The sequence below is a fragment of the Pseudomonas sp. OVF7 genome, assembly GCF_030644265.1.
Lineage (GTDB): Bacteria > Pseudomonadota > Gammaproteobacteria > Pseudomonadales > Pseudomonadaceae > Aquipseudomonas > Aquipseudomonas gorinensis.
Genome location: NZ_CP128996.1, coordinates 6200244 through 6225202, shown reverse-complemented (window position 1 = coordinate 6225202; position 24959 = coordinate 6200244). Strand labels below are relative to the sequence as shown.

Here is a 24959-nt window from a genome sequence, read left to right as displayed (position 1 = left end):
GGGGACGCCTTGGTGTGATGAACAGGCGTGAGAGCAGACCAATTTCGGTGGGCCCATCGGGGGTAGATAGATAACCGGCCGCCCGTTACGTTGCAGCTATCCGGCTTGACCATCTGCCGTTGTGACGCGCCAGCGTTTAAACTGCGCCATTGCGATGCTATTTGTCGCATTGGCGTAAACCCGCGAAAATCGCGGGTTGGCGCTATAAGAAGTTGTCGCTTGGCGACAAGGCCGCACTGAAAACTGTCCTTACAATCCCTGCATCGCCCGCCAGTTCCAGGCAGGCGTTCCTCTTCAGGAGACTCCGATGTCCGTTGAGCAAGCCCCGGTGCAACGTGCCGATTTCGACCAGGTGATGGTGCCCAACTATGCACCTGCTGCCTTCATCCCCGTGCGTGGCAAAGGTTCCCGCGTGTGGGACCAGGCGGGTCGCGAGCTGATCGACTTTGCCGGCGGCATCGCGGTCAACGTATTGGGCCACGCCCACCCGGCGCTGGTCGGTGCCTTGACCGAACAGGCCAACAAGCTGTGGCACGTCTCCAACGTGTTCACCAATGAGCCGGCCCTGCGCCTGGCGCACAAGCTGATCGACGCCACCTTTGCCGAGCGCGTGTTCTTCTGCAACTCCGGCGCCGAAGCCAACGAGGCCGCGTTCAAGCTGGCCCGTCGTGTCGCGTTCGACCGTTTCGGCAGCGAGAAGTACGAGATCATCGCCGCGCTGAACAGCTTCCACGGCCGTACCCTGTTCACCGTGAACGTCGGTGGCCAGTCGAAGTATTCCGACGGCTTCGGGCCGAAGATCACCGGCATCACCCATGTGCCGTTCAATGACCTGGCCGCGCTGAAAGCCGCCGTGTCGGACAAGACCTGCGCCGTGGTGCTGGAGCCGGTGCAAGGCGAGGGCGGCGTGCTGCCGGCCGAGCTGGCCTACCTGCAAGGCGCCCGCGAACTGTGCGACGCCCACGACGCGCTGCTGGTGTTCGACGAAGTGCAGACCGGCATGGGCCGCAGCGGCCACCTGTTCGCCTACCAGCATTACGGTGTGGTGCCGGACATTCTCACCAGTGCCAAGAGCCTGGGCGGCGGTTTCCCGATTGCCGCGATGCTCACCACGGAAGCTTTGGCCAAGCACCTGGTGGTCGGCACCCACGGCACCACCTACGGCGGCAACCCGCTGGCGTGTGCGGTGGCGGGGGCGGTGATCGATGTGATCAACACGCCTGAAGTGCTGGCTGGCGTCAACGCCAAGCACGACCTGTTCAAGGCGCGCCTGGAACAGATCGGCAAGCAGTACGGCATCTTCACCGAAGTGCGCGGCCTCGGCCTGCTGCTGGGTTGCGTGTTGAGCGACGCCTGGAAAGGCAAGGCCAAGGACGTGTTCAACGCGGCCGAGAAAGAAAACCTGATGATCCTGCAAGCCGGCCCCGACGTGGTGCGTTTCGCGCCGAGCCTGGTGGTGGACGAGGCGGACATCAACGAGGGCCTGGATCGCTTCGAACGTGCGGTAAAAACCCTGACCCAAGCCTGATAGCGACACATTTTGCTGGCTGGACCGGGTCAAAAATGTGGGAGGGGGCTTGCCCCCGATAGCGGTGTATCAGTCACTGATGCAACAACTGGAAGACGGCTATCGGGGGCAAGCCCCCTCCCACATTGAAATTCGCCCCACAAGAGGATAGGTGGTGTTCCTGACCTGTCCGGTATTTTTTCCCTATGAGTTTTCGAGTTAAGGAGTGACACCATGCTGGTGATGCGCCCCGCGCAAATGGCTGATCTGGGCGAGGTACAGCGTCTGGCTGCGGACAGCCCGATTGGTGTCACTTCCTTGCCGGATGATGTCGAACGCCTGAGTGACAAGATCGCGGCCAGCGAAGCGTCCTTCGCGGCCGAGGTCAGTTTCAACGGTGAAGAGAGCTATTTCTTTGTGTTGGAAGACACCGAGACCGGCAAGCTGGCGGGCTGCTCGGCCATCGTCGCTTCGGCCGGCTACTCGGAGCCGTTCTACAGCTTTCGCAACGAAACCTTCGTGCACGCCTCCCGTGAGCTGAAGATTCACAACAAGATCCACGTGCTTTCCCAGTGTCACGACCTCACCGGCAACAGCCTGCTCACCAGCTTCTACGTGGTGCCCGAGCTGGTCGGTTCGCCGTGGTCGGAACTCAATTCCCGTGGCCGCCTGTTGTTCGTTGCCAGCCACCCCGAGCGCTTTGCCGACTCGGTGGTGACCGAGATTGTCGGCTACAGCGATGAGAACGGTGACTCGCCGTTCTGGGATGCGATCGGGCGCAATTTCTTCGACCTCAACTATGCCGCCGCCGAGCGCCTGTGCGGGCTGAAAAGCCGAACCTTCCTCGCCGAGCTGATGCCGCATTACCCGATCTATGTACCGCTGCTGCCGGACGAAGCCCAGGAAGCCATGGGCCAGGTGCACCCGCGGGCGCAGATCACCTTCGACATCCTGATGCGCGAAGGCTTCGAGACCGACCATTACATCGACATCTTCGACGGTGGCCCGACGTTGCACGCACGGGTCTCGGGGATTCGCTCGATCGCCCAGAGCCGTGTGGTGCCGGTGAAGATCGGTGAAATGGTCAAGGGCGTCGGCCGCCAGTACCTGGTGAGCAACGGCCAGTTGCAGGACTACCGCGCGGTGATGCTGGAACTGGATTACGCCCCCGGCAAACCGGTGACCCTGGACTTGGCCGCGGCCGAAGCCCTGGGTGTCGGCGACGGCGCGAGTGTGCGCCTGGTAGCGGTATAAATAGAGTTTCGCGGGTGGCTGCAAAGCGGCCCGTTTGAGGAGATAGCATGATCGTTCGTCCCGTACGCAGCAGCGATTTACCGGCCCTGATTGATCTGGCGCGCAGCACCGGCACCGGCCTGACCACCTTGCCGGCCAACGAAGAGCGCCTGACCCACCGGGTCGGCTGGGCGGAAAAAACCTTTCGCGGCGAAGCCGGGCGCGGCGATGCCGACTACCTGTTCGTGCTGGAAAACGACGAAGGCCGCGTAGTGGGGATTTCCGCTATCGCTGGCGCCGTCGGCCTGCGTGAGCCCTGGTACAACTTCCGTGTAGGCCTGACCGTCAGCGCCTCCCAGGAACTGAATATCTACCGTGAGATCCCGACGCTGTTCCTGGCCAACGACCTCACCGGCAATTCCGAACTGTGCTCGTTGTTCCTGCATGCCGATTACCGCACTGGCCTCAATGGCCGCATGCTGGCCAAGGCGCGCCTGCTGTTTATCGCTGAATTCCCGCAGCTGTTTGGCAACAAGATCATTGCCGAGATGCGCGGGGTGTCCAACGACGCCGGGCGTTCGCCGTTCTGGGAAAGCCTGGGCCGGCATTTCTTCAAGATGGAATTCAGCCAGGCCGACTACCTCACTGGCGTGGGCAACAAGGCTTTTATCGCCGAGCTGATGCCCAAGTTCCCGCTGTACAGCTGCTTCCTTTCCGAAGACGCGCGCAACGTGATCGGCAAGGTCCACCCGGACACCGAACCGGCCCTGAGCATGCTCAAGAGCGAAGGCTTCAGCTACCAGGGTTATGTCGACATCTTCGACGCCGGCCCGGCCGTGGAGTGTGAAACCAGCAAGATTCGTGCGGTGCGCGACAGCCAGTCCCTGGTGTTGGCCATTGGCACGCCAGGTGACGACGCCACGCCGTTCCTGATCCATAACCGCAAGCGCGAAGACTGCCGCATCACCGCCGCACCGGCGCGCCTGGCGGCAGGCACCCTGGTGGTGGATCCGTTGACCGCCAAGCGCCTGCAACTGGTAGTGGGTGATCAAGTGCGTGCCGTACCGTTGTCTGCTGCTCGGGAGTCGAAATAATGAATTCGCTGTATATCGCAGGTAGCTGGCTGGCAGGCCAGGGTGAGCTGTTCGAATCGCGCAACCCGGTGACCCAGCAAGTGCTGTGGGCCGGCAATGGCGCCAGCGTCGAACAGGTTGAGTCCGCCGTGCAGGCGGCGCGCCAGGCGTTTCCGGGCTGGGCCCGGCGCCCGCTGGAGGAACGCATCAGTGTGCTTGAGGCCTTCGCCAATACCCTGAAAAGCCGCGCCGATGAAATCGCCCGCTGCATCGGCGAAGAAACCGGCAAGCCGCTGTGGGAGTCGGCCACCGAAGTCACCAGCATGGCCAACAAGATCGCCATCTCGGTACAAAGCTACCGCGAGCGTACCGGCGAGAAGAGCGGCCCGCTGGGCGACGCCACCGCCGTATTGCGCCACAAGCCCCACGGTGTGGTCGCGGTGTTCGGCCCTTACAACTTCCCGGGTCACTTGCCCAACGGGCATATCGTCCCAGCCCTGCTGGCGGGTAACACCGTATTGTTCAAACCGAGCGAGCTGACCCCCAAAGTCGCCGAGCTGACCGTGCAATGCTGGATCGACGCCGGTTTGCCGGCGGGCGTACTCAACCTGCTGCAAGGCGCGCGGGAAACCGGCATTGCGTTGGCGGCCAACCCAGGCATCGATGGGTTGTTCTTCACCGGCTCCAGCCGCACCGGCAACCATCTGCACCAGCAGTTCTCCGGGCGTCCGGACAAGATCCTGGCCCTGGAAATGGGCGGCAATAACCCCTTGGTGGTGGACGAAGTGGCCGATGTGGATGCGGCGGTCTACACCATTATCCAGTCGGCGTTTATCTCCGCCGGCCAGCGCTGCACCTGTGCCCGTCGCCTGCTGGTGCCCGAAGGCGCCTGGGGCGATGCGTTGCTGGCGCGCCTGGTGGCGGTCAGCGCATCGATCAGCGTCGGTGCCTTCGACCAGCAACCCGCGCCGTTCATGGGTTCGGTGATTTCCCTGGCGGCGGCCAAAGCCTTGATGCAAGCCCAGGAACTGATGTTGGCCAATGGTGCCGTAGCCCTGCTGGAAATGACCCAGCCCCAGGAGCAGGCCGCCTTGTTGACGCCGGGCATCATCGACGTCACGGGGGTGACCGAGCGCGAAGATGAAGAGCTGTTCGGCCCACTGTTGCAGGTGATCCGCTACGCTGATTTCGCCGCGGCGATTGCCGAAGCCAACAACACCCAGTACGGCCTGGCCGCTGGCTTGTTGTCCGATTCCGAAGCGCGTTACCAGCAATTCTGGCTGGAAAGCCGTGCCGGGATCGTCAACTGGAACAAACAGCTGACCGGCGCCGCCAGTACCGCGCCATTTGGTGGGGTAGGGGCGTCGGGCAACCATCGCGCCAGTGCCTATTACGCGGCGGATTATTGCGCGTACCCGGTGGCGTCGCTGGAGACCCCGAGCCTGGTGGTGCCTGCCACGCTAACCCCCGGCATCACACTGATCTGACTGTGGGAGGGAGCTTGCTCCCGATGGCGGTGTGTCTGTCATCTGATTTATCAACTGACAGTCAGCTATCGGAGGCAAGCCTCCTCCCACACTGGATTTGTGGTGTGTTGAAGACTTTTGAAGCCTATAAAAACAGATGTTCGTGGAGCCTCGCCGATGAAATCCTATGAAGTCAATTTTGACGGTCTAGTGGGGCCGACCCATAACTACGGCGGTTTGTCCTACGGCAACGTCGCGTCCCAGAGCAACAGCCAGCAGTCTTCCAACCCCAAGGAAGCCGCGTTGCAGGGCTTGCAGAAGATGAAAGCGCTGATGGACATGGGCTTCGTGCAAGGGGTGCTCGCGCCTCAGGAACGTCCGGACGTGGCCGCCTTGCGCAACCTCGGTTTCAGCGGCAGCGACGCCCAAGTGATCGAGCAGGCGGCCAAGCACGCCATGCCGCTGCTGGTGGCCAGTTGTTCGGCATCGAGCATGTGGGTGGCCAATGCCGCCACCGTCAGCCCGAGCGCCGACACTGCGGATGGCCGCGTGCATTTCACCGCCGCCAACCTCAATTGCAAATACCACCGCAGCATCGAACACCCCACGACCAGCCGCGTGCTGGGGGCGATGTTTGCTGACCAGAAACACTTTGCCCACCACGCGGCACTGCCGGCCGTGGCGCAGTTCGGTGACGAAGGCGCAGCCAACCACACGCGTTTTTGCCGCGACTATGGCCAGGCCGGTGTGGAGTTTTTCGTGTACGGCCGCAGCGCGTTCGACAGCCGTTACCCCGCCCCGCAGAAATACCCGGCGCGTCAAACCCTGGAAGCGTCGCAAGCCGTTGCGCGGCTGCACGGTTTGAAAGATGAAGGCGTGGTCTACGCCCAGCAGAACCCGGCCGTGATCGATGCCGGCGTGTTCCACAACGATGTGATCGCGGTGGGCAACGGCGAAGTGCTGTTCTACCACGAGGATGCGTTCCTCAATACCGAGCAGATGCTTGCCGAGTTGCAGGGCAAGTTGGGCCGGTTGGGCGGCAATTTCCAGTCCATCTGCGTGCCGCGCGCCCAGGTCAGTGTCGAGGACGCCGTGCGTTCCTACCTGTTCAACAGCCAACTGCTGAGCCGCGCCGATGGCTCGATGTTGCTGATCGTGCCCGAAGAATGCCGCGCCAACGAGCGCGTATGGCACTACTTGCAAGGCCTGACGGCGTCCGGTGGGTTGATTCGCGAAGTCAAGGTCTTCGACCTCAAGCAAAGCATGCAGAATGGCGGTGGGCCGGCGTGCCTGCGTTTGCGCGTGGCGTTGAACGAAACCGAGCTGGCAGCGGTGAACCCAGGGGTTATCATGACCGCGCCGTTGTACGACACACTGACCCAATGGGTCGACAAGCACTACCGCGACAGCCTGCGCGAAACCGACCTGGCTGACCCGCAATTGCTGCTTGAGTGCCGGACGGCACTGGATGAACTGACGCAAATCCTTAAACTGGGCTCGGTTTATCCTTTCCAGATCAATTAACGCCGTACGGCTGAGAGTTATTTATGAGCACCGACACCCTGCAACTGATCCTTGAAGACACCGACGGCACCCAGCTGGAAACCTCCTGCACCCGCGTCGCCGTGGTCTGGCAGGGTAAGGAAATCTGGATCCAGCACGACGGCCGTGGCCAGCTGCTGATCGGTGTGGATGTGGAAGAAGGCGACTCCGAATACGCCAACCTGCTGATGCGCCCACTGGCTACCAACCTGATGAGCCTGCAACTGGAAATGGAACCGGCCGACGTTGAAGGTGATGATGACGATCACGTCCACGGCCCAGGCTGCAACCACTAAGGAAGCTGCGTATGCTCGCCCTCGGCAAACTGCTTGAACTGACCCTCGCCGGTCGCGAACCGGCGCAAAAAATTCAACTGACTGTCGACGGCGTGCAGATGCGCTGGCTCAGCGAGGGCGCACTCGAAGTACGCCCGCCGCAAGCCCGCGACAACGGCGGCGACCTGCTGCTGTCGTCCGGTATCCATGGCAACGAAACCGCGCCGATCGAATTGCTCGACCGCCTGTTGCATGGCATTGCCCGTGGGCAGATCAAGCCCCGCACCCGTATTCTGTTCCTGTTCGGCAACCCCGAGGCCATGCGCCGCGGTGAACGTTACCTCGAACTGGACGTCAACCGGCTGTTCAACGGCCGTCATGAACAAAACATCGGCCCCGAGGCCATGCGTGCCGCCGAGCTGGAGCAACTGGCCCGCAGCTTTTTCAGCGTGCCTGGCCGTTCGCGCCTGCATTACGACCTGCACACTGCGATTCGCGGCTCGAAGATCGAGCAGTTCGCCCTTTACCCATGGAAGGACGGGCGCCAGCACTCGCGGCGCGAACTGGCCCGCTTGAGCGCTGCCGGCATGCAGGCGGTGCTGTTGCAGAACAAGACCTCGATCACCTTCACTGCCTTTACCTACGAACAACTCGGTGCCGAAGCCTTCACCCTGGAGCTGGGCAAGGCGCGGCCGTTCGGGCAGAACCAGGGCGTCAATGTTTCCCGCCTGGAGCTGCGCCTCACGCAGATCATCGAAGGCAGCGAGCCTGAGACTGACAGCCTGGACGGCTTGAAACTGTTCGCCGTGTCGCGGGAAGTCATCAAGCACAGCGATGCGTTCCTGCTGCACCTGCCGGCGGACGTGGAAAACTTTTCGGAACTGGAAAAGGGTTATCTGCTGGCCGAAGATGTCGCCAAGACCCGCTGGGTGATCGAGGAGGAGGGGGCACGCATCATCTTCCCCAACCCGAAGGTGAAGAATGGCTTGCGGGCAGGGATATTGATCGTGCCGACCACGGACGTGGGCCTGGCATAGGTCTCAAGGCGTATCCGGATCCAAATGTGGGAGGGGGCAAGTCGAATCGTCGCACCGCCCCTCCCACATTTTGTTTTGCAGTGTTGCTTAGACCGCTAGGGCCCGCGGCTCACTGCGACGGATCGCACGCACCTTGTGCAGGGTGTCGGCGCAAGTGCGCGCAGCTTCCTGGCCTTTGTGTACGAAGTGCTCGTAGAAGAATGTGTGGTGCTCACTGCCGGCATGGAAGTGATGTGGGGTCAGGGACACCGAGAACACTGGCACTTCGGTTTCCAGCTGTACCTGCATCAGGCCACTGACCACCGACTGGGCGACGAATTCGTGACGGTAGATGCCGCCATCCACCACCAGCGCGGCGGCGACGATACCGGCGTAACGGCCGGTCTTGGCCAGCAGTTTGGCGTGCAGGGGCATTTCAAAGGCGCCGCCGACTTCGAAGAAGTCGATGTCCGATTCCTGGTAGCCCAGGGCGATCATTTCGGCGAGGAAGCCTTTACGGGATTGGTCGACAATATCCTTGTGCCAGCAGGCCTGGATAAACGCGACGCGCTCACCGTGGTGGTTTTTGCTTTTGCTGTCGATTGCGGTGGGTTGCATGTTCTGACTCCTGTTTAAGAAAAAAACAGGGCGTTATGAATCGAATGGGATTTAAGGGTACGAACCGCTGAGTCATGCAGGCATGCGGTCAGCGTGCGGCCCTTAGGTGCCAATCCCGTTCTCTCTTCATCCGGACTATGACCGTCGGCCCCGGGATCACACCGGGTCTGCTGACCTTGTCGCCGTCCTGCGTGAGCAGTTCGAGGCGCCAAGCGCTCGCGGGCTATGCACATTGCGCGCAATTACCGCCGGTGGGGAATTGCACCCCGCCCTGAGAACGTTGCCACCAGAACCCTGGCGGCGGAGAGTTTTTAACATGGTTTTTCAAAAACTGCACGATCGCTGTATCGATAACCTATATCGGTTTGTTTGGTTGGTATTCGATTGAATGCGAGTGGGGCTTGATATTCCGTGGCTTTGCCCGCAGTAATCACTCACAAAGGGACTTATCCAATCCGCCAGAGGCCTGTTTCATGACCGTGATTGACCTGCGCAGCGACACCGTGACCCAACCCACCCCCGGCATGCTCGACGCGATGGCCAGCGCCGTCAGTGGCGATGATGTCTACGGTGAAGACCCCAGCGTCAACCGCCTGGAGGCCGAACTGGCCAAGCGCCTGGGGTTCCCTGCGGCGTTGTTCGTCCCGACCGGCACCATGAGCAACCTGCTGGCGTTGATGGCGCACTGTGAGCGCGGCGAGGAATACATCGTCGGCCAGCAGGCCCACACCTATAAATACGAAGGCGGCGGCGCGGCGGTGCTGGGTTCGATCCAGCCGCAACCGCTGGAAGTCCAGGCGGACGGCTCCCTGGACCTGGACCAGGTGCTGGCCGCGATCAAGCCCGACGATTTCCACTTCGCCCGCACCCGCCTGCTGGCCCTGGAAAACACGATGCAGGGCAAGGTGCTGCCACTGGAATACCTGGCGAAAGCCCGGGCCTTTACCCGTGAACATGGCCTGGCCCTGCACCTGGACGGCGCGCGCCTCTACAACGCAGCGGTCAAGCTGGAGGTGGATGCGCGGGAGATCACGCGGCACTTCGATTCGGTGTCGGTGTGCCTGTCCAAGGGCCTCGGCGCGCCGATTGGCTCGGTGTTGTGTGGTTCCACGGCGCTGATCGCCAAGGCGCGGCGCCTGCGCAAGATGGTCGGCGGTGGCATGCGCCAGGCCGGCTCCCTGGCGGCGGCGGGGCTGTATGCGCTGGACCACCAGGTGCAGCGCCTGGCCGACGATCACGCCAATGCGCAATGGCTGGGGGATGAGTTGCGCAAGGCCGGTTATACCGTGGAGCCGGTGCAGACCAATATGGTCTACGTACAGATCGGTGAGCAGGCCGAAGCCTTGAAAGCCTTTGCCGCTGAACGCGGGGTCAAATTGAGCGCCGCGCCGCGTCTGCGCATGGTCACGCATCTGGATGTCAGCCGGGCGCAAATCGAGCAGGTCGTGCAAACATTCGTCGAGTTTTCGCGCAAATGAGCGTGCAGACCGTCTAATTGACTGTTTCTATCACATAAACACGCTGTACCACCGGCAAAGGGCCGATATAATGCGGCCCTTTGCCGTCGCTCCGTCTGATGATGTTGCGCACTGGCCTTTGGCCGCAGACTCCGTGGAAGAACCTAATGAAAAGCGCAGAAATCCGTGAAGCCTTCCTTCGCTTCTTCGAAGAGCAAGGTCACACCCGTGTCGCCTCCAGCTCCTTGATCCCAGGCAACGACCCCACCCTGCTGTTCACCAACGCGGGGATGAACCAGTTCAAGGACTGCTTCCTGGGCCAGGAAAAACGCGCCTACACCCGTGCCGTCAGCAGCCAGAAGTGCGTGCGCGCCGGTGGTAAGCACAACGACTTGGAAAACGTCGGCTACACCGCCCGTCACCACACTTTTTTCGAAATGCTCGGCAACTTCAGCTTTGGCGATTATTTCAAGCAGGATGCGATCAACTTCGCCTGGACCTTCCTGACCGGCGTACTGAAACTGCCGAAGGAAAAGCTCTGGGTCACCGTCTACGCCAGCGATGACGAGGCTTACGACATCTGGACCAAGCAAGTCGGGGTGCCGCCTGAGCGCATGGTGCGTATCGGCGACAACAAAGGCGCGCCGTACGCCTCCGACAACTTCTGGACCATGGGCGATACCGGCCCGTGCGGTCCTTGCACCGAGATTTTCTACGATCACGGCGCCGATATCTGGGGTGGCCCACCGGGTTCGCCGGAAGAAGACGGTGACCGTTACATCGAAATCTGGAACAACGTGTTCATGCAGTTCAACCGCACCGCCGATGGTGTGTTGCATCCGTTGCCAGCGCCGTCGGTAGATACCGGCATGGGCCTGGAGCGGATCAGTGCGGTGATGCAGCACGTTCATTCCAACTACGAAATCGACCTGTTCCAGAGCCTGCTGGCCGCGGCTGCGAAGGCCATTGGTTGTGCCAATGAAGACCAGGCGTCGTTGAAAGTGGTGGCTGACCACATCCGTTCCTGCGGCTTCCTGATTGCCGACGGCGTGCTGCCGTCCAACGAAGGCCGTGGCTACGTGCTACGCCGTATCATTCGTCGCGCTTGCCGTCACGGCAACAAGTTGGGCGCCAGCGGTAGCTTCTTCTACCAGATCGTCGCGGCCCTGGTTGCCGAGATGGGCGATGCATTCCCGGAACTCAAGCAGAACCAGGCGCACATCGAGCGCGTGCTCAAGGCTGAAGAAGAGCAGTTCGCCAAGACCCTGGAGCAGGGCCTGAAAATCCTCGAGCAAGACCTCGCCGGCCTGCAAGGCAGCGTGGTGCCGGGCGACGTGGTGTTCAAGCTCTATGACACCTACGGCTTCCCGATGGACCTGACCGGCGACATCGCCCGTGAGCGTAACCTGACCCTGGACGAGGCAGGCTTCGAGCGTGAGATGGAGGCCCAGCGTGTGCGCGCGCGTTCCGCCAGCTCGTTCGGCATGGACTACAACAGCCTGGTCAAGGTTGACGTGGCCACCGAATTTACCGGCTACAAGGCCACCAGCGGTGCGGCCAAGGTCGTTGCGCTGTACAAGGACGGCCAGTCGGTCGACGTCTTGAACGAAGGTGACGACGGCGTGGTGGTCCTGGACCGGACGCCGTTCTACGCCGAGTCCGGTGGCCAGATTGGCGACTGCGGTTTCCTCAAGGCGTCCTCCGGTCGTTTTGATGTGCGCGATACCACCAAGACCGGCGGCGCCTTCCTGCACCACGGTGTATTGGCGTCGGGCAGCCTGATCGTCGGTTCGCCAGTGGACGCCCAGGTAGACGCCGATGTGCGTCACGCCACGTCGCTGAACCACTCGGCCACTCACTTGCTGCATGCTGCACTGCGCCAGGTATTGGGCGAGCACGTCCAGCAGAAGGGCTCGTTGGTCGACAGTCAGCGCCTGCGCTTCGACTTCAGCCACTTCGAAGCGATCAAGCCGGAGCAAATCAAGGCCCTGGAAGACATCGTCAACGCCGAAGTGCGCAAGAACACCCCGGTGGAAACCGAAGAGACCGATATCGAGACCGCCAAGGCCAAGGGGGCCATGGCGCTGTTCGGCGAGAAGTATGGCGACAACGTGCGTGTACTGAGCATGGGCGGCAGCTTCTCGGTGGAACTGTGTGGCGGTATCCACGCCAACCGTACGGGCGACATCGGCCTGCTGAAAATCATCAGCGAAGGCGGTGTGGCATCGGGCGTACGTCGTATCGAAGCGGTGACCGGTGCTGCGGCCCTGGCCTATCTCAATGCGGCTGAAGAACAACTCAAGGAAGCGGCTACGCTCGTCAAGGGCAGCCGCGACAATCTGATCGACAAGCTGTCGGCCGTGCTCGAGCGCAACCGCGTGCTGGAGAAACAGCTGGAGCAGTTGCAAGCCAAGGCTGCCAGCGCGGCAGGTGACGATTTGTCTGCTTCCGCCCTGGACGTCAAGGGTGTGAAAGTCCTGGCAGCGCGCCTGGACGGTCAGGATGGCAAGGCGTTGCTGGCCTTGGTCGATCAGTTGAAGAACAAGCTCGGCCGCGCAGTGATCCTGCTCGGCAGTGTCCATGAGGATAAGGTCGTTCTGGTTGCCGGTGTAACCAAGGACCTGACCGGTCAACTCAAGGCCGGTGATTTGATGAAGCAAGCCGCTGCGGCAGTGGGCGGGAAGGGCGGTGGTCGTCCGGACATGGCGCAAGGCGGTGGTGTAGACGCTGGTGCCCTGGACGCGGCCCTGGCCCTGACCGTGCCGTTTGTCGAGGCAGGTATTTAAGGCGCTGGTAACGGGCCCATGGTCTAGTCATGGGCTCGCTCGGTTGCTGGAAGATTGGTTTATTGGGCGCCCCTTTACGGGCTGAGGCGGCTTAGAAATGGCTTTGATCGTACAGAAATTTGGAGGTACCTCGGTCGGTTCTGTCGAAAGAATCGAGCAGGTTGCCGACAAGGTTAAGAAATTCCGCGATGCCGGCGATGACCTGGTGGTGGTGCTGTCCGCCATGAGCGGCGAGACCAATCGCCTGATCGATCTGGCTAAGGCAATCAGTGGCGATCAACAACCACTGCCGCGTGAGCTGGATGTGATCGTGTCCACCGGCGAGCAGGTCACCATTGCGTTGCTGGCCATGGCGCTGAATAAGCGTGGCGTGCCGGCGGTGTCCTACACTGGTAGCCAGGTGCGCATCCTCACCGACAGCGCGCACACCAAGGCGCGTATCCTGCAGATCGACGATCAGAAGATCCGTGCTGATCTGAAGGAAGGGCGTGTCGTGGTTGTCGCCGGTTTCCAGGGCGTTGACGAGCAGGGCAACATCACCACCCTCGGGCGTGGCGGTTCCGATACCACCGGCGTAGCGCTGGCCGCAGCCCTGAAGGCTGACGAATGCCAGATCTACACCGATGTGGATGGCGTCTACACCACCGATCCGCGCGTGGTGTCCGTGGCCCAGCGCCTGGACAAGATCACCTTCGAAGAGATGCTGGAAATGGCCAGCCTCGGTTCCAAGGTGTTGCAGATCCGCGCGGTGGAATTCGCCGGCAAGTACAACGTTCCGCTGCGCGTATTGCACAGCTTCAAAGAGGGTCCGGGCACCCTTATTACTATTGATGAAGAGGAATCCATGGAACAGCCGATCATTTCCGGCATCGCCTTCAATCGCGATGAAGCCAAGCTGACGATCCGTGGCGTGCCAGACACCCCGGGCGTGGCTTTCAAGATCCTCGGGCCTATCAGCGGCGCGAACATTGAAGTCGATATGATCGTGCAGAACGTTTCGCACGATAACACCACCGATTTCACCTTCACCGTACACCGCAACGAGTACGATGCGGCCGAACGTATCCTGCAGAACACCGCGAGCGAGATCGGCGCGCGTGAAGTGGTCGGCGATACCAAGATCGCCAAGGTGTCGATCGTAGGTGTGGGCATGCGTTCCCATGCCGGCGTTGCCAGCCGTATGTTCGAGGCCCTGGCCAAGGAAAGCATCAACATCCAGATGATCTCCACCTCGGAAATCAAAGTATCGGTGGTGATTGAAGAGAAGTACCTGGAACTGGCTGTACGCGCACTGCATACCGCTTTTGAGCTGGACGCTCCGGCCCGACAGGGCGAGTGATGCAATGCCAGGAAGGCGCGGTTTACCGCGCCTTTCATTTTTTTGTCGGGCCCATGTTCTTTTACCTGTGCTCGACAATACTTAGGCAGGTAGGGCTACGGCCTTTTGGTTGTAGGTCGAATGCCTTTTTTTTGCAGACTGTTGTTCCTGAACTGAAATGCGTGAGGAGAAAGGTATGTTGATTCTGACTCGTCGTTGCGCAGAAAGCCTGATTATTGGTGATGGCGAAATCACCGTGACCGTGCTCGGCGTCAAAGGCAATCAAGTGCGTATCGGGGTTAACGCTCCGAAAGAGGTAGCGGTCCACCGCGAGGAAATCTACCTGCGGATCAAGAAAGAGAAGGACGAAGAACCAAGCCTTTAATTTTTATCGTTTTTTATGTTTGCAAACGGGGATGAACGTGGTTAATATACGCCCCGTGTTGCGGAGAGCTGGCCGAGTGGCCGAAGGCGCTCCCCTGCTAAGGGAGTACACCTCAAAAGGGTGTCGGGGGTTCGAATCCCCCGTTCTCCGCCATTATTTGCTTAGTACGTTGCAATCTGGATTTATCGGTAAGTTGTTGAAATTACTCGAAAAAATCGCTTTACATAGAGATTGAACGGCCTATAATGCGCGGCAACAAATGCACTCGTAGCTCAGCTGGATAGAGTACTCGGCTACGAACCGAGCGGTCACAGGTTCGAATCCTGTCGAGTGCACCATTTAAGAGTCAGTTGCAGTAATGCAGCTGGTTCGGCTTCAACCAGTTGTGATCTGGTCTAAAAACACAATCTGCACTCGTAGCTCAGCTGGATAGAGTACTCGGCTACGAACCGAGCGGTCACAGGTTCGAATCCTGTCGAGTGCACCATACAAACAAAAAGCCCGCCTAGTGCGGGCTTTTTGCCGTCTGGGGTTTATGTGGAATGTGTTCTTTTTCTCCGGCCCCATGTGTTTTCCTCCCGGGCTGCGTCGTCGCAGTTCATAGATGCGGCTAATGCTGAGCTTTGACTCGCAAGCGCTTGTTCTTTCCAGTTTTTTGACGTTAAAAATGGCCGGGCGGTGTATCATTGCGCCCGTCAGCCCCGCCGGGGCTTATGGAATACCTCCATGGACTTACCCAGTAGTTACTCAGTATCCCGTTTTACCAATCATGAATTGACTGATTGATCCTTCCGGCGTGCCCCGCTGCTGGGAGTGGAGTTCGCCTATGACCGAAGTAGAAGTAAAGAAAACACAAGAAAGCCTGCAGGATCGCCTGGCTCAAGTCATCGAGCTGCTGCAGCGCCAGCGCGTGGTCGAAGACCTCACGCACCGCCAGGAAGGTCCGAATCACGACCGCGTCGAAAACCTGGTTCACCGGCAAAACCTCGTCGAATTGCAGCGCAAGCTCGATGACCTGCACTCTGCCGACGTCGCCTATATCCTTGAAGCCTTGCCGCTGGACGATCGACTGACCCTCTGGCAACTGGTCAAGGCTGATCGCGACGGCGACATCCTCCTCGAAGTATCCGATTCGGTGCGCGAAACCCTGATCGCCGACATGGACGATCACGAGCTCCTGGCCGCAGCCAGGGAGATGGACGCCGACGAACTGGCTGACCTGGCGCCTGAGCTGCCCCGTGACGTTGTCCATGAGCTGATGGAGGCCCTCGACGGCCAGCAACGCGAGCGAGTGCGCTCTGCGTTGTCCTATGACGAGGATCAGGTTGGCGCCCTGATGGACTTCGAGATGGTCACCATCCGCGAAGACGTCAGCCTGGAAGTGGTATTGCGTTATCTGCGTCGCTTGAAAGAACTGCCAGGCCACACCGACAAGCTCTTCGTGGTCGACTACGAAGGCATTCTCAAGGGGGTGCTGCCGATCAAGCGCCTGCTGGTCAACGACCCAGAGAAGAAAGTGGCCGATGTCATGGCCAGCGACCCGGTGAGTTTCCATCCGGACGAAGATGCCTACGATGCAGCCCAGGCGTTCGAGCGCTACGACTTGATCTCTGCCCCGGTGGTCGACAAGAACGGCAAGCTGATCGGTCGTCTGACCATCGATGAAATGGTCGACCTGATTCGTGAGGAAAGTGAAACCGAAGTCCTCAACATGGCGGGTCTGCGTGAAGAGGAAGATATTTTTGCGTCGGTCTGGCGTTCATTGCGTAACCGCTGGGCCTGGCTGGCCGTCAACCTGATTACCGCTTTTATTGCTTCAAGGGTGATCGGGTTGTTCGAAGGCTCTATCGAGAAATTGGTGGCATTGGCGGCACTGATGCCGATCGTAGCGGGTATTGGCGGCAACTCCGGCAACCAGACCATCACCATGATCGTGCGCGCCATGGCGCTGGACCAGGTGAACACCGGCAATACCTCACGCCTGATGCGCAAGGAACTGGCGGTAGCGCTGATCAACGGCGTGGTGTGGGGCGGGGTGATTGGTATTGTGGCCTACATGCTGTATGGCAGTTGGTCCCTGGGGGTGGTGATGACTGCCGCCATGACCCTCAATCTGCTGTTGGCCGCCCTCATGGGCGTGTTGATCCCCATGACCCTGGCACGCCTTGGGCGCGATCCAGCCATGGGCGCCAGCGTGATGATTACCGCCATGACTGACAGTGGTGGTTTCTTCATCTTCCTGGGGTTGGCAACCATCTTCCTGCTTTGATCGCCTTCCTGGCTGGCTTGTTGTAGTGAGGGGGCTTGTTCCCCTTCCAGCGCAAGCCAGTTTGCTCCAGCAATAATCCCCTTCCCAAATTCAAGGCAAAAAAAAGCCAGCACAAGGCTGGCTTCGGCTTTCAGGGGTAGATCAGTCGGCTTCTGCGGCCGCCTCGACATCGTGTGCAATAAGTGAGACGAGAGCATTTTGCTGGCGGTGGGAGAGCTGACGGAAACGCTGCAGCAGTTCGCGTTCGTGCAGTGACAGCTCTGGGCTGTCCAGGCGCATGCTCAACTCTTCACCCAACGCACCTTCCTGAATAAGGCTCTGTTCCAGGCGCGCGATGATTTCGGAGTTCATGCTGCGGTGATGATTGCGAGCCACCTCGGCAATGCGTTCCCGCATTCCGTCTGGCAGACGTACGACGAACTTGTCAGCCGTACGGCTGGAATAAATTGCCTGTTTCAATGGGCGCATATATTTAACCGGTTAGTTCAGGGGAGCGGTTTTTGGAATTGGCCGCAAGATGAGTGTTAAGACAAGGCTCACGACCAAAGTTCAACCTGAATTGCAAAGAGGCCGCATCATGCCTCAGATTTGCCAGTTCCTTGGCGTCAATTCTGTGACAAATATTGAACTGACTAAAGGCTTTATGCCAGCACTGATTTGCATTTTTGCGGACTGGTTGGAAAACTTTCCTGCAGAAGATCAGATTCGGCGATCTTCCCGCAGGCCTAGGCCGCAACAGGGTTTGAGGGCGCACATCCTATAGCAATGTGGCCTTTTGCCCCTAATCTTAAGACTAGTGGCAATTTGCCGATTTACTAGGCGAGGCGACATAAGGTAGGGCGAAACGCAGGCGAGCGATGCTTCAGCGCAGCACGGGATCGAATTTGATTCGGCGGCCCACAATCAAGGTCAGAACCAGGCATCCGGCGAACAGGGCGCTGGCGATGAAGGCGATGGTTTGGCCGTCTTGGGAGGAGGTTTCCAGTCCGAGCAGACCGGTTACCAGGGTCAGGCACAGAAACAGCCAGGCAGATTTGGACATGAAGGCTTCCTCAGAATACCCAGTGTTCGGATGCAGGTGCTGCCTGTGTGCTCTGGGCCAGGCGAACCGGTGATTGCGGGTTGGCCGTCATCACTGCCAATTGCGGGCGTTGCTGCAGGTGGTGTGGAATGGCCTGGCTCACCTTGGCGTCGTCTTCGGTAGTCGGCGACTGCTGGAAGTGGAACATCACCAATACGGCCAGGGCCACGGTATTGAGGGCTAACAGAAGGGCACTGTTCATGGTCATGTTCTCCGTCGGTGACTGGGCCAAATTGGATTTTGTCGAAGAAGTATTGCAGATGCCGTGCCAAACTATTATTTCAATTAAATCAATGGCTTGAGGCTATTTTTAGGGGGCTGAGGGTTGCAAATTGCAATGCTGGCATTTTGGGGTAATGCATTTTGCACGATGGCTTCGGCAGCCCTGGTTTTACGAGGCGAAACCCTGCTCTTTCTGGCAGGCATGCGCCTACACTCAAAAAGCCCACGGACGACATGACAAATCCGACCTTGGCCGTTAACATGCACGCCGTCCGTCGCAGCGCCCATCGCTGCGACGGCTGTCATTTGTCCCAGTAGCTCAATTGGATAGAGCATCCCCCTCCTAAGGGGAAGGTTGGCCGTTCGAACCGGCCCTGGGACACCAGATTCAAAGCCCCGCACAGTGAACGCTGGCGGGGCTTTTTTGTACGCGTAGAGTCTTTTCAAACTCAGGTCGAACCTTGCCGCTGATCGAGGTTCACAGCAGGTGCGTCGTGTATTTTTACTAACGGTGTACCTCGCACGCCCCCCGGCAACGTCAGAGCTGTTGCCAATCAATTTAAACAAAATAATCCTCGGAAACAGCGCGTAGCGCCTGTCCGGACCCAACAACCCAGGACTATCATGCCGGTAGCCCTGACCCTCACTGCAAGGAGCCGCTCGGAACGCCGATGCGCCAGATCTGGAAATCTTTTCGAGCCCTTTATTTCGCCTCCTTGATGATGCTGATCGGCTCCGGCCTGCTCAGTACTTACCTCGCGTTGCGCCTGGCGGCTGACCATGTCGACAGCCTATGGGTGGGTGCCTTGATGGCAGCCAACTATTTCGGCTTGGTGCTGGGCGGCAAGATCGGGCATCGCCTGATTGGCCGGGTGGGGCATATTCGTGCCTACGCCACCTGTGCGGGCATTGTCGGTGCAGCCGTGCTGGGCCATGGCCTGATCGACTGGCTGCCGGCCTGGATCGTGCTGCGGGTCATCGTGGGCTTGGGGATGATGTGCCAGTACATGGTTATCGAAAGCTGGCTTAACGAGCAGGCGGACGCCAGGCAGCGTGGCGTGGTGTTCAGTGGCTATATGATCGCGTCCTACCTGGGCCTGGTGTTGGGCCAACTGATCCTGGTGATGCATCCCCAGCTGGGCCTTGAGCTATTGATGCTGGTGGCGCTGTGCTTTGCCCTGTGCCTGGTACCCGTGGCCATGACCCGGCGTATTCACCCGGCGCCGCTGCATCCGGCGCCGATGGAGCCGCGCTTCTTTATCAAGCGGGTACCGCAGTCGTTGAGTACGGTGCTGGGGGCGGGGCTGATCGTTGGCTCGTTCTACGGCTTGGCGCCGCTGTATGCGTCCCAGCAGGGGCTGACCACCGAGCAGGTGGGTCTGTTCATGGGTAGCTGCATTTTTGCCGGTTTGGTGGTGCAGTGGCCGTTGGGCTGGCTGTCGGATCGCTATGATCGTGCGTTGTTGATTCGCTGCTTCGCCCTGTGCCTGGCGGTTGCGGCATTACCGTTGGCCATCCTGAGCAAGGTGCCGTTGGAGGTGCTGTTCGTGGCCGGGTTCCTGTGTTCGTTGGTGCAGTTCTGTCTGTACCCGCTGGCGGTGGCGTTTTCCAACGATCACGTTGAAGGTGATCGGCGGGTATCGCTGACAGCCATGTTGCTGGTGACCTACGGGGTCGGCGCCAGTATCGGGCCTTTGCTGGCTGGCGTGGTGATGAAACTATTTGGCAGTCAGATGCTGTACGCGTTTTTCAGCCTGTGTGCGCTGATCCTGGTGTGGCGTATCCGTCCTAAAGCCGTGACCAACCTGCATCAGGTCGATGATGCGCCCCTGCAGCACGTGGCCATGCCTGACAGCATGTCCAGTTCGCCGCTGGTGGCTGCACTTGACCCGCGGGTCGATGAGCAAGTGGTGCAAGAGCAGATGCAGACAGCTGCTGCTGAGCCTGAGCCTGAGCCTGAAGTCGACTCGGTACCACCGACAGATGAGCCGCCTTTCGAAGGACCGCCAGAACCTATAGGTCCGGATGAGCACCCCCATGACCTGAGCAGGGCACGCCCCTGAAAGCAAAAACGGGCAGATCCTGAAAGGGGTCTGCCCGTTTTTTTGTCGCGATCTTCACACTTAGAAGTCGTCGTCCTTGTCGAAGCGTCGCGCTTCGCGTTGCAGTTGATACACAAATCGTTCGACCTGGCGCTGTACCAGGCCGCTCATGTTGTGGAAGCGCACGCCTGCGAAGGTGGTGTTGATCTTCTCTTCGAAATGCAGGTAACGCAGCTCGACGGAGGTGGTCATGCTGCCGAACGGCAGGGCAGCGATAAAGCGATCGTAGACCTGGCCCAACTGCAGGCGTTCGGAGATATCGCCTTCGAAGCGCAATTTGCAGCCGGTGGCGGAAATATCCAGCAGCTTGCCGCTGACCGGGGCCTTGAGTTTCTCGCCGCCCAGCTCGATATTGACCAGTTGGGCCAGCTTCAGTGCCGCGCGGAAGGCATTGCGGCGCTGGTGGTAGACCACCTCGCCCGGCATGGCGCCGGTGTAGATGCGATGGCCATCTTTTTCGCTGATGGTCAGGGTGCCATTGCTTTCCCAGGCGACGCGCACGCCGTCGTGAAAGCCTTCGATGCGGAAGGGTTCGCCATTCTCAAGGTGGCGTTCGCCGTCACGCGGGATCATTTCGTCCAGGGCCAGGGTCTTGCTGTCCCGATCGACATCGACCAGGTAGCTCTGGAAGCGCTGGCTGCGTTCGTGGAAGGTGATGATCAGCGGATCATGGCTTTCTTGCAGCATTCGCAAGGTGCCGGCGATTTCCAGAGGCGTGGTGAGCACCTTGGGTGGCTGCGGAGCATCTTCCGCATTAAGGGCGTTGAACACGGTTCTTCCATCTCCAGACAAAATACGACTACACGCAAGAACCGGCATTTTGCCAGTATGTGGCGGGCCTTGGATAGGCTGTGCCGAAAACGGGCGTCAGGCTTGGCTGCGGGTGCTTGGTTTGACCAAGCGTGAGGTAGAGCCTTGGGCGTTGTACAGCGCCGGTGGCTCACCGCCGTGGAGTATACGCAGCTGGTTGGCGGTCGTAGCTTGCTGAAGCTGGATCGACTGGCCGTTGAGCAGGTTGACTTCCTGGCACTGGCTGAGCAATTGGTTGAGTTCTTTGCTTTGGGCCAGCAGTTGATCGCCGACCGAGGAGTGGCTGGCCAGTTGGGCGAGGCCGTCGTGATCGGCGGGCAGGCCCAGGCTGGTGAGAATCTGGCTGCGCTTCTTGCCATGCTGTTCCAGCAGGACAATCAGCGACTGTTTGCGCGCCAGGATATCTTCCAGCAGCGGCATATCCCGGCCGTAGAGGGCCAGGGTCTCTTCTTTCAGCAGCTCGAGCAATTGTTGCGTCGGCGCCAGATCATCAATGATCAGTTGAAGCAAGGTTTCGTCGTGGTGCATGGCTGGCCTTGGTTTTAAGCGTCCAAAAGCCCTGCGCAGGCCTTTGCCTAGCGCTCGGCTTCGAAGTTAAGCAGCTTGCTGGCTACACGGTTGCTGTCGACTTTATAGCTGCCATCGGCGATAGCCTGTTTCAATTCGGCCACGCGGGCTTTATTGACCACAGGTTGGTCGCGCAGCGAGTCAGTGACCTTCTGCAACTGTTGAGCCTCATTGCTCAGGTGTACGGATTCCCCGCTTTGGCTGGCGCTGGCCTGTTCTGTCTTGGCAGGCAGAGGCTGGGCCTTGGCTTCTACGCTGTCCTTGGTGCCGCTGGTGCGCGTAGTGCCTGGCAATGCCGGGGAGTTATTCAAACGACTGAAATCGATGACCATGATAATTAAAAACCTCTGGGTATTTGGACGCTTGCCATGTTTTCGGCCATACCCGGACAAACTTTAGGCTCGATTGACAATAAACCTGCACGCGCAACATCTGGCACACAGTGTAGGAAAAGCTGGCGTCCTATTCCAGTGATCTATAAAGCAACCTCGACTTGTCCGGGGGCTGTTACCCGTGCCTTGATGACACGATTGGAGTTGAGGTTCTTGACGCGTATCTGCTCACTCATGCCTCCGTTGGACAGCGCTTCACCCGGCATTTTCACATTCAAACCGCCGCTGCTCGCGGAAATTACCACCTGGTCACCCTTGCGAACCACCTCGGCCTGCTCCAGATGGACCAGGGTAATGACCTGATCGGTGACCATTGGTCGGGTAAGTTTCTGCCCGATGGCCTGGTCGACCGACGTCAGATAGCCCTGGTTGATCAAACTGATGTCGCGTTCACGCAAGGCCACGTCCTCGAAACCGATGATGCCAGTGCGTTTCAACGGTCTTACCACCACCACGACATCGCGGAACAACTTGACCTGCGCTGGCACAAACACGGTCCAGGGCGCGGCGCCCTCGCAGCGAACCTTCACCGTCACACGGCCGATAGGCTGTGCGGGGCTTTCCAGGGACGCTGTCAATTCCTTGTCGCACATTGGCATGCGCAAGCGCGGGTCTAGCTGGTTGACCTGGATTTCATAGCGCCCAGGTGTCTGGGTGGTCGCCAGATAATCTTCTACAGTGAACTCAAGAAAGCCTTGAGTGACGCCGATAAGTAGATCAGGCAAGGTGACGTTATCTGCGCGGGCCGTGGTTCCCAGGCTCAAGGCAAGCAACGCCATCGAGACGCAGAGCAATCTGCGGCTGCGTGGGAGGCGAAGGCGTCGGGAAACTGTCGTTTTAATGTCCATAGCCAATAAATAGCAAAGCTCGTGCCGTTTAGTATTGGGTACGCGTCGTACCCCCGAAGGTTTTAGCGTAGGAGTCTGGGCATGGCAGGTGTAATGGATTCAGTAAACCAGCGCACACAGCTGGTAGGGCAGAATCGCCTGGAGTTGTTGCTGTTTCGTCTGGACGGCAAGCAGCTATACGGCATCAATGTGTTCAAAGTGCGGGAAGTGCTGCAGTGCCCCAAGCTGACGATCATGCCCAAGTCCAGTCCGGTGGTGTGTGGCGTGGCCAACATCCGTGGCGCGACCATCCCGATTCTTGACCTGGCCTTGGCGACAGGGTCGTCCGGTCTGCAGGATCGCGAGAACCCGTTTGTGATCATTACCGAATACAACACCAAGACCCAGGGTTTCCTGGTGCGCTCGGTGGAACGCATCGTCAACATGAACTGGGAAGAAATTCATCCGCCACCCAAGGGCACCGGTCGCGATCACTACCTCACAGCAGTGACGCGGGTGGACAACCAGCTTGTAGAAATTATCGACGTGGAGAAAATCCTCGCCGAAGTGGCACCCACCTCTGAATCGATTTCGGTCGGTGTGGTGGACGCCGATACCGCGCACAAGGCGATTTCCTTGCGCGTACTGACGGTGGACGATTCTTCGGTGGCGCGTAAGCAGGTGACCCGTTGCCTGCAAACCGTCGGCGTGGACGTGGTGGCGCTCAATGATGGTCGCCAGGCGTTGGATTACCTGCGCAAGCTGGTCGATGAAGGCAAGAAGCCGGAAGAAGAATTCTTGATGATGATCTCCGACATCGAGATGCCGGAAATGGACGGCTACACCCTCACGGCTGAGATACGTAACGATCCACGCATGCAAAAATTGCATATCATCCTGCATACTTCGTTGTCGGGCGTATTCAATCAGGCGATGGTCAAGAAGGTCGGTGCCGACGACTTTCTGGCCAAATTCCGTCCTGATGACCTGGCATCCCGGGTAGTTGACCGGATCAAGGCAGCAGATCACGGCTAGGGGCTTTTTCCCTGGCGGTCACACGATTTAAGAGGCGGTATCTTTGTCTACGGGTAATTTGGATTTCGAACAGTTCCGGGTCTTCCTGGAAAAAGCCTGTGGCATATTGCTTGGTGAAAACAAGCAATACCTGGTATCCAGCCGTCTCAACAAGCTGATGGAACAGCAGGGCATCAAGTCCCTGGGTGAGTTGGTCCAGCGGATCCAGAGCCAGCCGCGCAGTGGGCTCAAGGAAATGGTGGTCGATGCCATGACCACCAACGAAACCCTGTGGTTTCGCGATACATACCCCTTCGAGGTGCTCAAGAGCAAAGTGTTGCCGGAGGCGATCAAGGCCAGCCCGGGCCAGCGCTTGCGCATCTGGTCGGCAGCCTGTTCTTCGGGGCAGGAACCGTACTCGATCTCGATGACCATCGATGAATTCGAGCGGACCAACATGGGCCAGCTGAAGGCCGGTGCGCAAATTGTGGCGACGGATTTATCCGGCACCATGCTCACCAACTGCAAGACCGGCGAGTACGACAGCCTGGCCCTGGGGCGTGGCCTGTCCCAGGAGCGCCTGCAACGTTACTTCGACCCGAAAGGGGCGGGGCGCTGGGCGGTCAAGGCGCCGATCAAGAACCGAGTGGAGTTTCGCTCGTTCAACCTGCTCGACAGCTACGCCAGCCTGGGCAAGTTCGACATAGTGTTCTGCCGCAACGTGCTGATCTACTTCTCTGCCGAAGTGAAGAAAGACATCTTGCTGCGCATCCACGGCACCCTCAAGCGCGGCGGTTACCTGTTCCTCGGTGCATCCGAAGCGTTGAACGGCCTGCCCGATCATTTCCAGATGGTGCAGTGCAGCCCGGGGATCATCTACCAGGCCAAGTAATAAAGAATGTGGGAGGGGGCTCGCCCCCGATAGCAGTGGTTCAGTTGATGTATCTATCACTGATACACCGCTATCGGGGGCAAGCCCCCTCCTACATTTTTTTTGCG

General features: G+C 59.5%; 24 protein-coding genes, 4 tRNA genes and 1 riboswitch. Of the genes, 20 read left to right on the top strand and 8 right to left on the bottom strand.

Going from position 1 to position 24959, the window contains the following annotated elements; all coding sequences use genetic code 11:
* Positions 1-307 precede the first annotated feature (307 nt).
* From QU606_RS28270 to astE, 7 genes are all read left to right on the top strand, one after another.
* Positions 308-1528 (top strand): aspartate aminotransferase family protein, encoded by a 1221-nt coding sequence (locus tag QU606_RS28270; RefSeq protein WP_024077008.1) that lies wholly within the window; start codon positions 308-310, stop codon positions 1526-1528.
* Between the two features lie 213 nt (positions 1529-1741).
* Positions 1742-2761 carry an arginine/ornithine succinyltransferase subunit alpha gene (gene aruF, locus QU606_RS28265; RefSeq protein WP_024077007.1) on the top strand — a complete coding sequence of 340 codons (1020 nt, stop codon included), beginning with the start codon at positions 1742-1744 and terminating at the stop codon, positions 2759-2761.
* Between the two features lie 47 nt (positions 2762-2808).
* Positions 2809-3834, top strand: coding sequence for an arginine N-succinyltransferase (gene astA / locus QU606_RS28260; protein ID WP_024077006.1), 1026 nt, complete (start codon positions 2809-2811; stop codon positions 3832-3834).
* The gene (astD, locus tag QU606_RS28255) at positions 3831-5300 is read left to right on the top strand and encodes a succinylglutamate-semialdehyde dehydrogenase (RefSeq protein WP_162163615.1); all 1470 of its coding nucleotides are present in this window, start codon (positions 3831-3833) and stop codon (positions 5298-5300) included. The genes astA and astD overlap by 4 nt, the downstream gene beginning before the upstream one ends.
* 156 nt (positions 5301-5456) lie before the next feature.
* Positions 5457-6803, top strand: coding sequence for an N-succinylarginine dihydrolase (gene astB, locus QU606_RS28250; protein WP_024077004.1), 1347 nt, complete (start codon positions 5457-5459; stop codon positions 6801-6803).
* Between the two features lie 23 nt (positions 6804-6826).
* Positions 6827-7117: a hypothetical protein gene (locus QU606_RS28245; RefSeq protein ID WP_024077003.1), complete on the top strand. Its 291-nt coding sequence runs from the start codon at positions 6827-6829 to the stop codon at positions 7115-7117.
* Positions 7118-7128: 11 nt separating this feature from the next.
* Complete coding sequence (gene astE, locus QU606_RS28240; RefSeq protein WP_024077002.1) at positions 7129-8133, top strand: succinylglutamate desuccinylase; 1005 nt, start codon at positions 7129-7131, stop codon at positions 8131-8133.
* An 87-nt stretch (positions 8134-8220) separates the two neighbouring features.
* Here astE and QU606_RS28235 read toward each other — a convergent pair whose 3' ends face one another.
* The gene (locus QU606_RS28235; protein ID WP_024077001.1) at positions 8221-8730 is read right to left on the bottom strand and encodes a 6,7-dimethyl-8-ribityllumazine synthase; all 510 of its coding nucleotides are present in this window, start codon (positions 8728-8730) and stop codon (positions 8221-8223) included.
* A 113-nt stretch (positions 8731-8843) separates the two neighbouring features.
* A riboswitch (FMN riboswitch) is annotated at positions 8844-9013 on the bottom strand.
* 190 nt (positions 9014-9203) lie between these two features.
* Between QU606_RS28235 and ltaE the strand changes: the two genes are divergently transcribed.
* From ltaE to mgtE, 8 genes are all read left to right on the top strand, one after another.
* On the top strand, positions 9204-10208 hold the full coding sequence (ltaE, locus tag QU606_RS28230; RefSeq protein ID WP_304997865.1) for a low-specificity L-threonine aldolase: 1005 nt from the start codon (positions 9204-9206) through the stop codon (positions 10206-10208).
* Positions 10209-10354: 146 nt separating this feature from the next.
* A complete protein-coding gene (alaS, locus tag QU606_RS28225) occupies positions 10355-12973 on the top strand; it encodes an alanine--tRNA ligase (protein ID WP_069076862.1) in 2619 nt (872 codons plus the stop codon).
* Positions 12974-13070: 97 nt separating this feature from the next.
* Positions 13071-14312, top strand: coding sequence for an aspartate kinase (locus tag QU606_RS28220; protein ID WP_024076998.1), 1242 nt, complete (start codon positions 13071-13073; stop codon positions 14310-14312).
* 175 nt (positions 14313-14487) lie between these two features.
* Entirely contained in the window at positions 14488-14676 is a 189-nt protein-coding gene (gene csrA / locus QU606_RS28215) for a carbon storage regulator CsrA (protein ID WP_003175645.1), read from the top strand.
* 62 nt (positions 14677-14738) lie between these two features.
* Positions 14739-14829, top strand: a tRNA-Ser gene (locus tag QU606_RS28210).
* A 108-nt stretch (positions 14830-14937) separates the two neighbouring features.
* Positions 14938-15014: transfer RNA gene (locus QU606_RS28205), tRNA-Arg, on the top strand.
* A gap of 72 nt (positions 15015-15086) precedes the next feature.
* A tRNA-Arg gene (locus tag QU606_RS28200) sits at positions 15087-15163 on the top strand.
* A 339-nt stretch (positions 15164-15502) separates the two neighbouring features.
* A complete protein-coding gene (mgtE, locus tag QU606_RS28195; protein WP_069076860.1) occupies positions 15503-16945 on the top strand; it encodes a magnesium transporter in 1443 nt (480 codons plus the stop codon).
* Positions 16946-17086: 141 nt separating this feature from the next.
* Here mgtE and QU606_RS28190 read toward each other — a convergent pair whose 3' ends face one another.
* Complete coding sequence (locus QU606_RS28190; protein ID WP_024076996.1) at positions 17087-17413, bottom strand: Arc family DNA-binding protein; 327 nt, start codon at positions 17411-17413, stop codon at positions 17087-17089.
* Positions 17414-17522: 109 nt separating this feature from the next.
* Between QU606_RS28190 and QU606_RS28185 the strand changes: the two genes are divergently transcribed.
* Complete coding sequence (locus tag QU606_RS28185) at positions 17523-17708, top strand: hypothetical protein (RefSeq protein WP_081329241.1); 186 nt, start codon at positions 17523-17525, stop codon at positions 17706-17708.
* A gap of 99 nt (positions 17709-17807) precedes the next feature.
* Here QU606_RS28185 and QU606_RS28180 read toward each other — a convergent pair whose 3' ends face one another.
* Positions 17808-17987 (bottom strand): PA3371 family protein, encoded by a 180-nt coding sequence (locus QU606_RS28180; protein WP_304997864.1) that lies wholly within the window; start codon positions 17985-17987, stop codon positions 17808-17810.
* Between the two features lie 10 nt (positions 17988-17997).
* Positions 17998-18228 carry a hypothetical protein gene (locus QU606_RS28175; protein ID WP_304997863.1) on the bottom strand — a complete coding sequence of 77 codons (231 nt, stop codon included), beginning with the start codon at positions 18226-18228 and terminating at the stop codon, positions 17998-18000.
* Between the two features lie 328 nt (positions 18229-18556).
* On the opposite strand from QU606_RS28175, the gene QU606_RS28170 reads away from it, so the two are divergent.
* Positions 18557-18633: transfer RNA gene (locus QU606_RS28170), tRNA-Arg, on the top strand.
* A gap of 286 nt (positions 18634-18919) precedes the next feature.
* Positions 18920-20311, top strand: coding sequence for an MFS transporter (locus QU606_RS28165; RefSeq protein ID WP_024076992.1), 1392 nt, complete (start codon positions 18920-18922; stop codon positions 20309-20311).
* Positions 20312-20371: 60 nt separating this feature from the next.
* Here QU606_RS28165 and QU606_RS28160 read toward each other — a convergent pair whose 3' ends face one another.
* The 4 genes from QU606_RS28160 to flgA form a co-directional block, all read right to left on the bottom strand.
* Positions 20372-21121, bottom strand: a complete 750-nt coding sequence (locus tag QU606_RS28160) for a flagellar brake protein (protein ID WP_024076991.1) — start codon at positions 21119-21121, stop codon at positions 20372-20374.
* 96 nt (positions 21122-21217) lie between these two features.
* Positions 21218-21688, bottom strand: coding sequence for a flagella synthesis protein FlgN (locus QU606_RS28155; RefSeq protein WP_024076990.1), 471 nt, complete (start codon positions 21686-21688; stop codon positions 21218-21220).
* A 47-nt stretch (positions 21689-21735) separates the two neighbouring features.
* Positions 21736-22059 carry a flagellar biosynthesis anti-sigma factor FlgM gene (gene flgM, locus QU606_RS28150; RefSeq protein WP_024076989.1) on the bottom strand — a complete coding sequence of 108 codons (324 nt, stop codon included), beginning with the start codon at positions 22057-22059 and terminating at the stop codon, positions 21736-21738.
* A 143-nt stretch (positions 22060-22202) separates the two neighbouring features.
* Positions 22203-22967: a flagellar basal body P-ring formation chaperone FlgA gene (gene flgA, locus QU606_RS28145; protein WP_024076988.1), complete on the bottom strand. Its 765-nt coding sequence runs from the start codon at positions 22965-22967 to the stop codon at positions 22203-22205.
* A gap of 81 nt (positions 22968-23048) precedes the next feature.
* On the opposite strand from flgA, the gene QU606_RS28140 reads away from it, so the two are divergent.
* Both QU606_RS28140 and cheR read left to right on the top strand, forming a co-directional pair.
* Entirely contained in the window at positions 23049-23981 is a 933-nt protein-coding gene (locus QU606_RS28140) for a chemotaxis protein CheV (protein ID WP_024076987.1), read from the top strand.
* A gap of 43 nt (positions 23982-24024) precedes the next feature.
* Positions 24025-24852: a protein-glutamate O-methyltransferase CheR gene (cheR, locus tag QU606_RS28135; protein ID WP_102624090.1), complete on the top strand. Its 828-nt coding sequence runs from the start codon at positions 24025-24027 to the stop codon at positions 24850-24852.
* The last annotated feature ends 107 nt before the right edge of the window (positions 24853-24959 follow it).

Coding starts and splice junctions, on each gene's coding strand:
- QU606_RS28155 (WP_024076990.1), bottom strand. CDS start 21,688: ATGCACCACGACGAAACCTTGCTTCAACTGATCATTGATGATCTGGCG.
- QU606_RS28180 (WP_304997864.1), bottom strand. CDS start 17,987: ATGTCCAAATCTGCCTGGCTGTTTCTGTGCCTGACCCTGGTAACCGGT.
- astA (WP_024077006.1), top strand. CDS start 2,809: ATGATCGTTCGTCCCGTACGCAGCAGCGATTTACCGGCCCTGATTGAT.
- astB (WP_024077004.1), top strand. CDS start 5,457: ATGAAATCCTATGAAGTCAATTTTGACGGTCTAGTGGGGCCGACCCAT.
- QU606_RS28220 (WP_024076998.1), top strand. CDS start 13,071: ATGGCTTTGATCGTACAGAAATTTGGAGGTACCTCGGTCGGTTCTGTC.
- flgM (WP_024076989.1), bottom strand. CDS start 22,059: ATGGTCATCGATTTCAGTCGTTTGAATAACTCCCCGGCATTGCCAGGC.
- csrA (WP_003175645.1), top strand. CDS start 14,488: ATGTTGATTCTGACTCGTCGTTGCGCAGAAAGCCTGATTATTGGTGAT.
- QU606_RS28185 (WP_081329241.1), top strand. CDS start 17,523: ATGCCTCAGATTTGCCAGTTCCTTGGCGTCAATTCTGTGACAAATATT.
- mgtE (WP_069076860.1), top strand. CDS start 15,503: ATGACCGAAGTAGAAGTAAAGAAAACACAAGAAAGCCTGCAGGATCGC.
- flgA (WP_024076988.1), bottom strand. CDS start 22,967: ATGGACATTAAAACGACAGTTTCCCGACGCCTTCGCCTCCCACGCAGC.
- QU606_RS28140 (WP_024076987.1), top strand. CDS start 23,049: ATGGCAGGTGTAATGGATTCAGTAAACCAGCGCACACAGCTGGTAGGG.
- astE (WP_024077002.1), top strand. CDS start 7,129: ATGCTCGCCCTCGGCAAACTGCTTGAACTGACCCTCGCCGGTCGCGAA.
- QU606_RS28190 (WP_024076996.1), bottom strand. CDS start 17,413: ATGCGCCCATTGAAACAGGCAATTTATTCCAGCCGTACGGCTGACAAG.
- QU606_RS28235 (WP_024077001.1), bottom strand. CDS start 8,730: ATGCAACCCACCGCAATCGACAGCAAAAGCAAAAACCACCACGGTGAG.
- QU606_RS28165 (WP_024076992.1), top strand. CDS start 18,920: ATGCGCCAGATCTGGAAATCTTTTCGAGCCCTTTATTTCGCCTCCTTG.
- alaS (WP_069076862.1), top strand. CDS start 10,355: ATGAAAAGCGCAGAAATCCGTGAAGCCTTCCTTCGCTTCTTCGAAGAG.
- QU606_RS28270 (WP_024077008.1), top strand. CDS start 308: ATGTCCGTTGAGCAAGCCCCGGTGCAACGTGCCGATTTCGACCAGGTG.
- QU606_RS28175 (WP_304997863.1), bottom strand. CDS start 18,228: ATGAACAGTGCCCTTCTGTTAGCCCTCAATACCGTGGCCCTGGCCGTA.
- aruF (WP_024077007.1), top strand. CDS start 1,742: ATGCTGGTGATGCGCCCCGCGCAAATGGCTGATCTGGGCGAGGTACAG.
- QU606_RS28245 (WP_024077003.1), top strand. CDS start 6,827: ATGAGCACCGACACCCTGCAACTGATCCTTGAAGACACCGACGGCACC.
- ltaE (WP_304997865.1), top strand. CDS start 9,204: ATGACCGTGATTGACCTGCGCAGCGACACCGTGACCCAACCCACCCCC.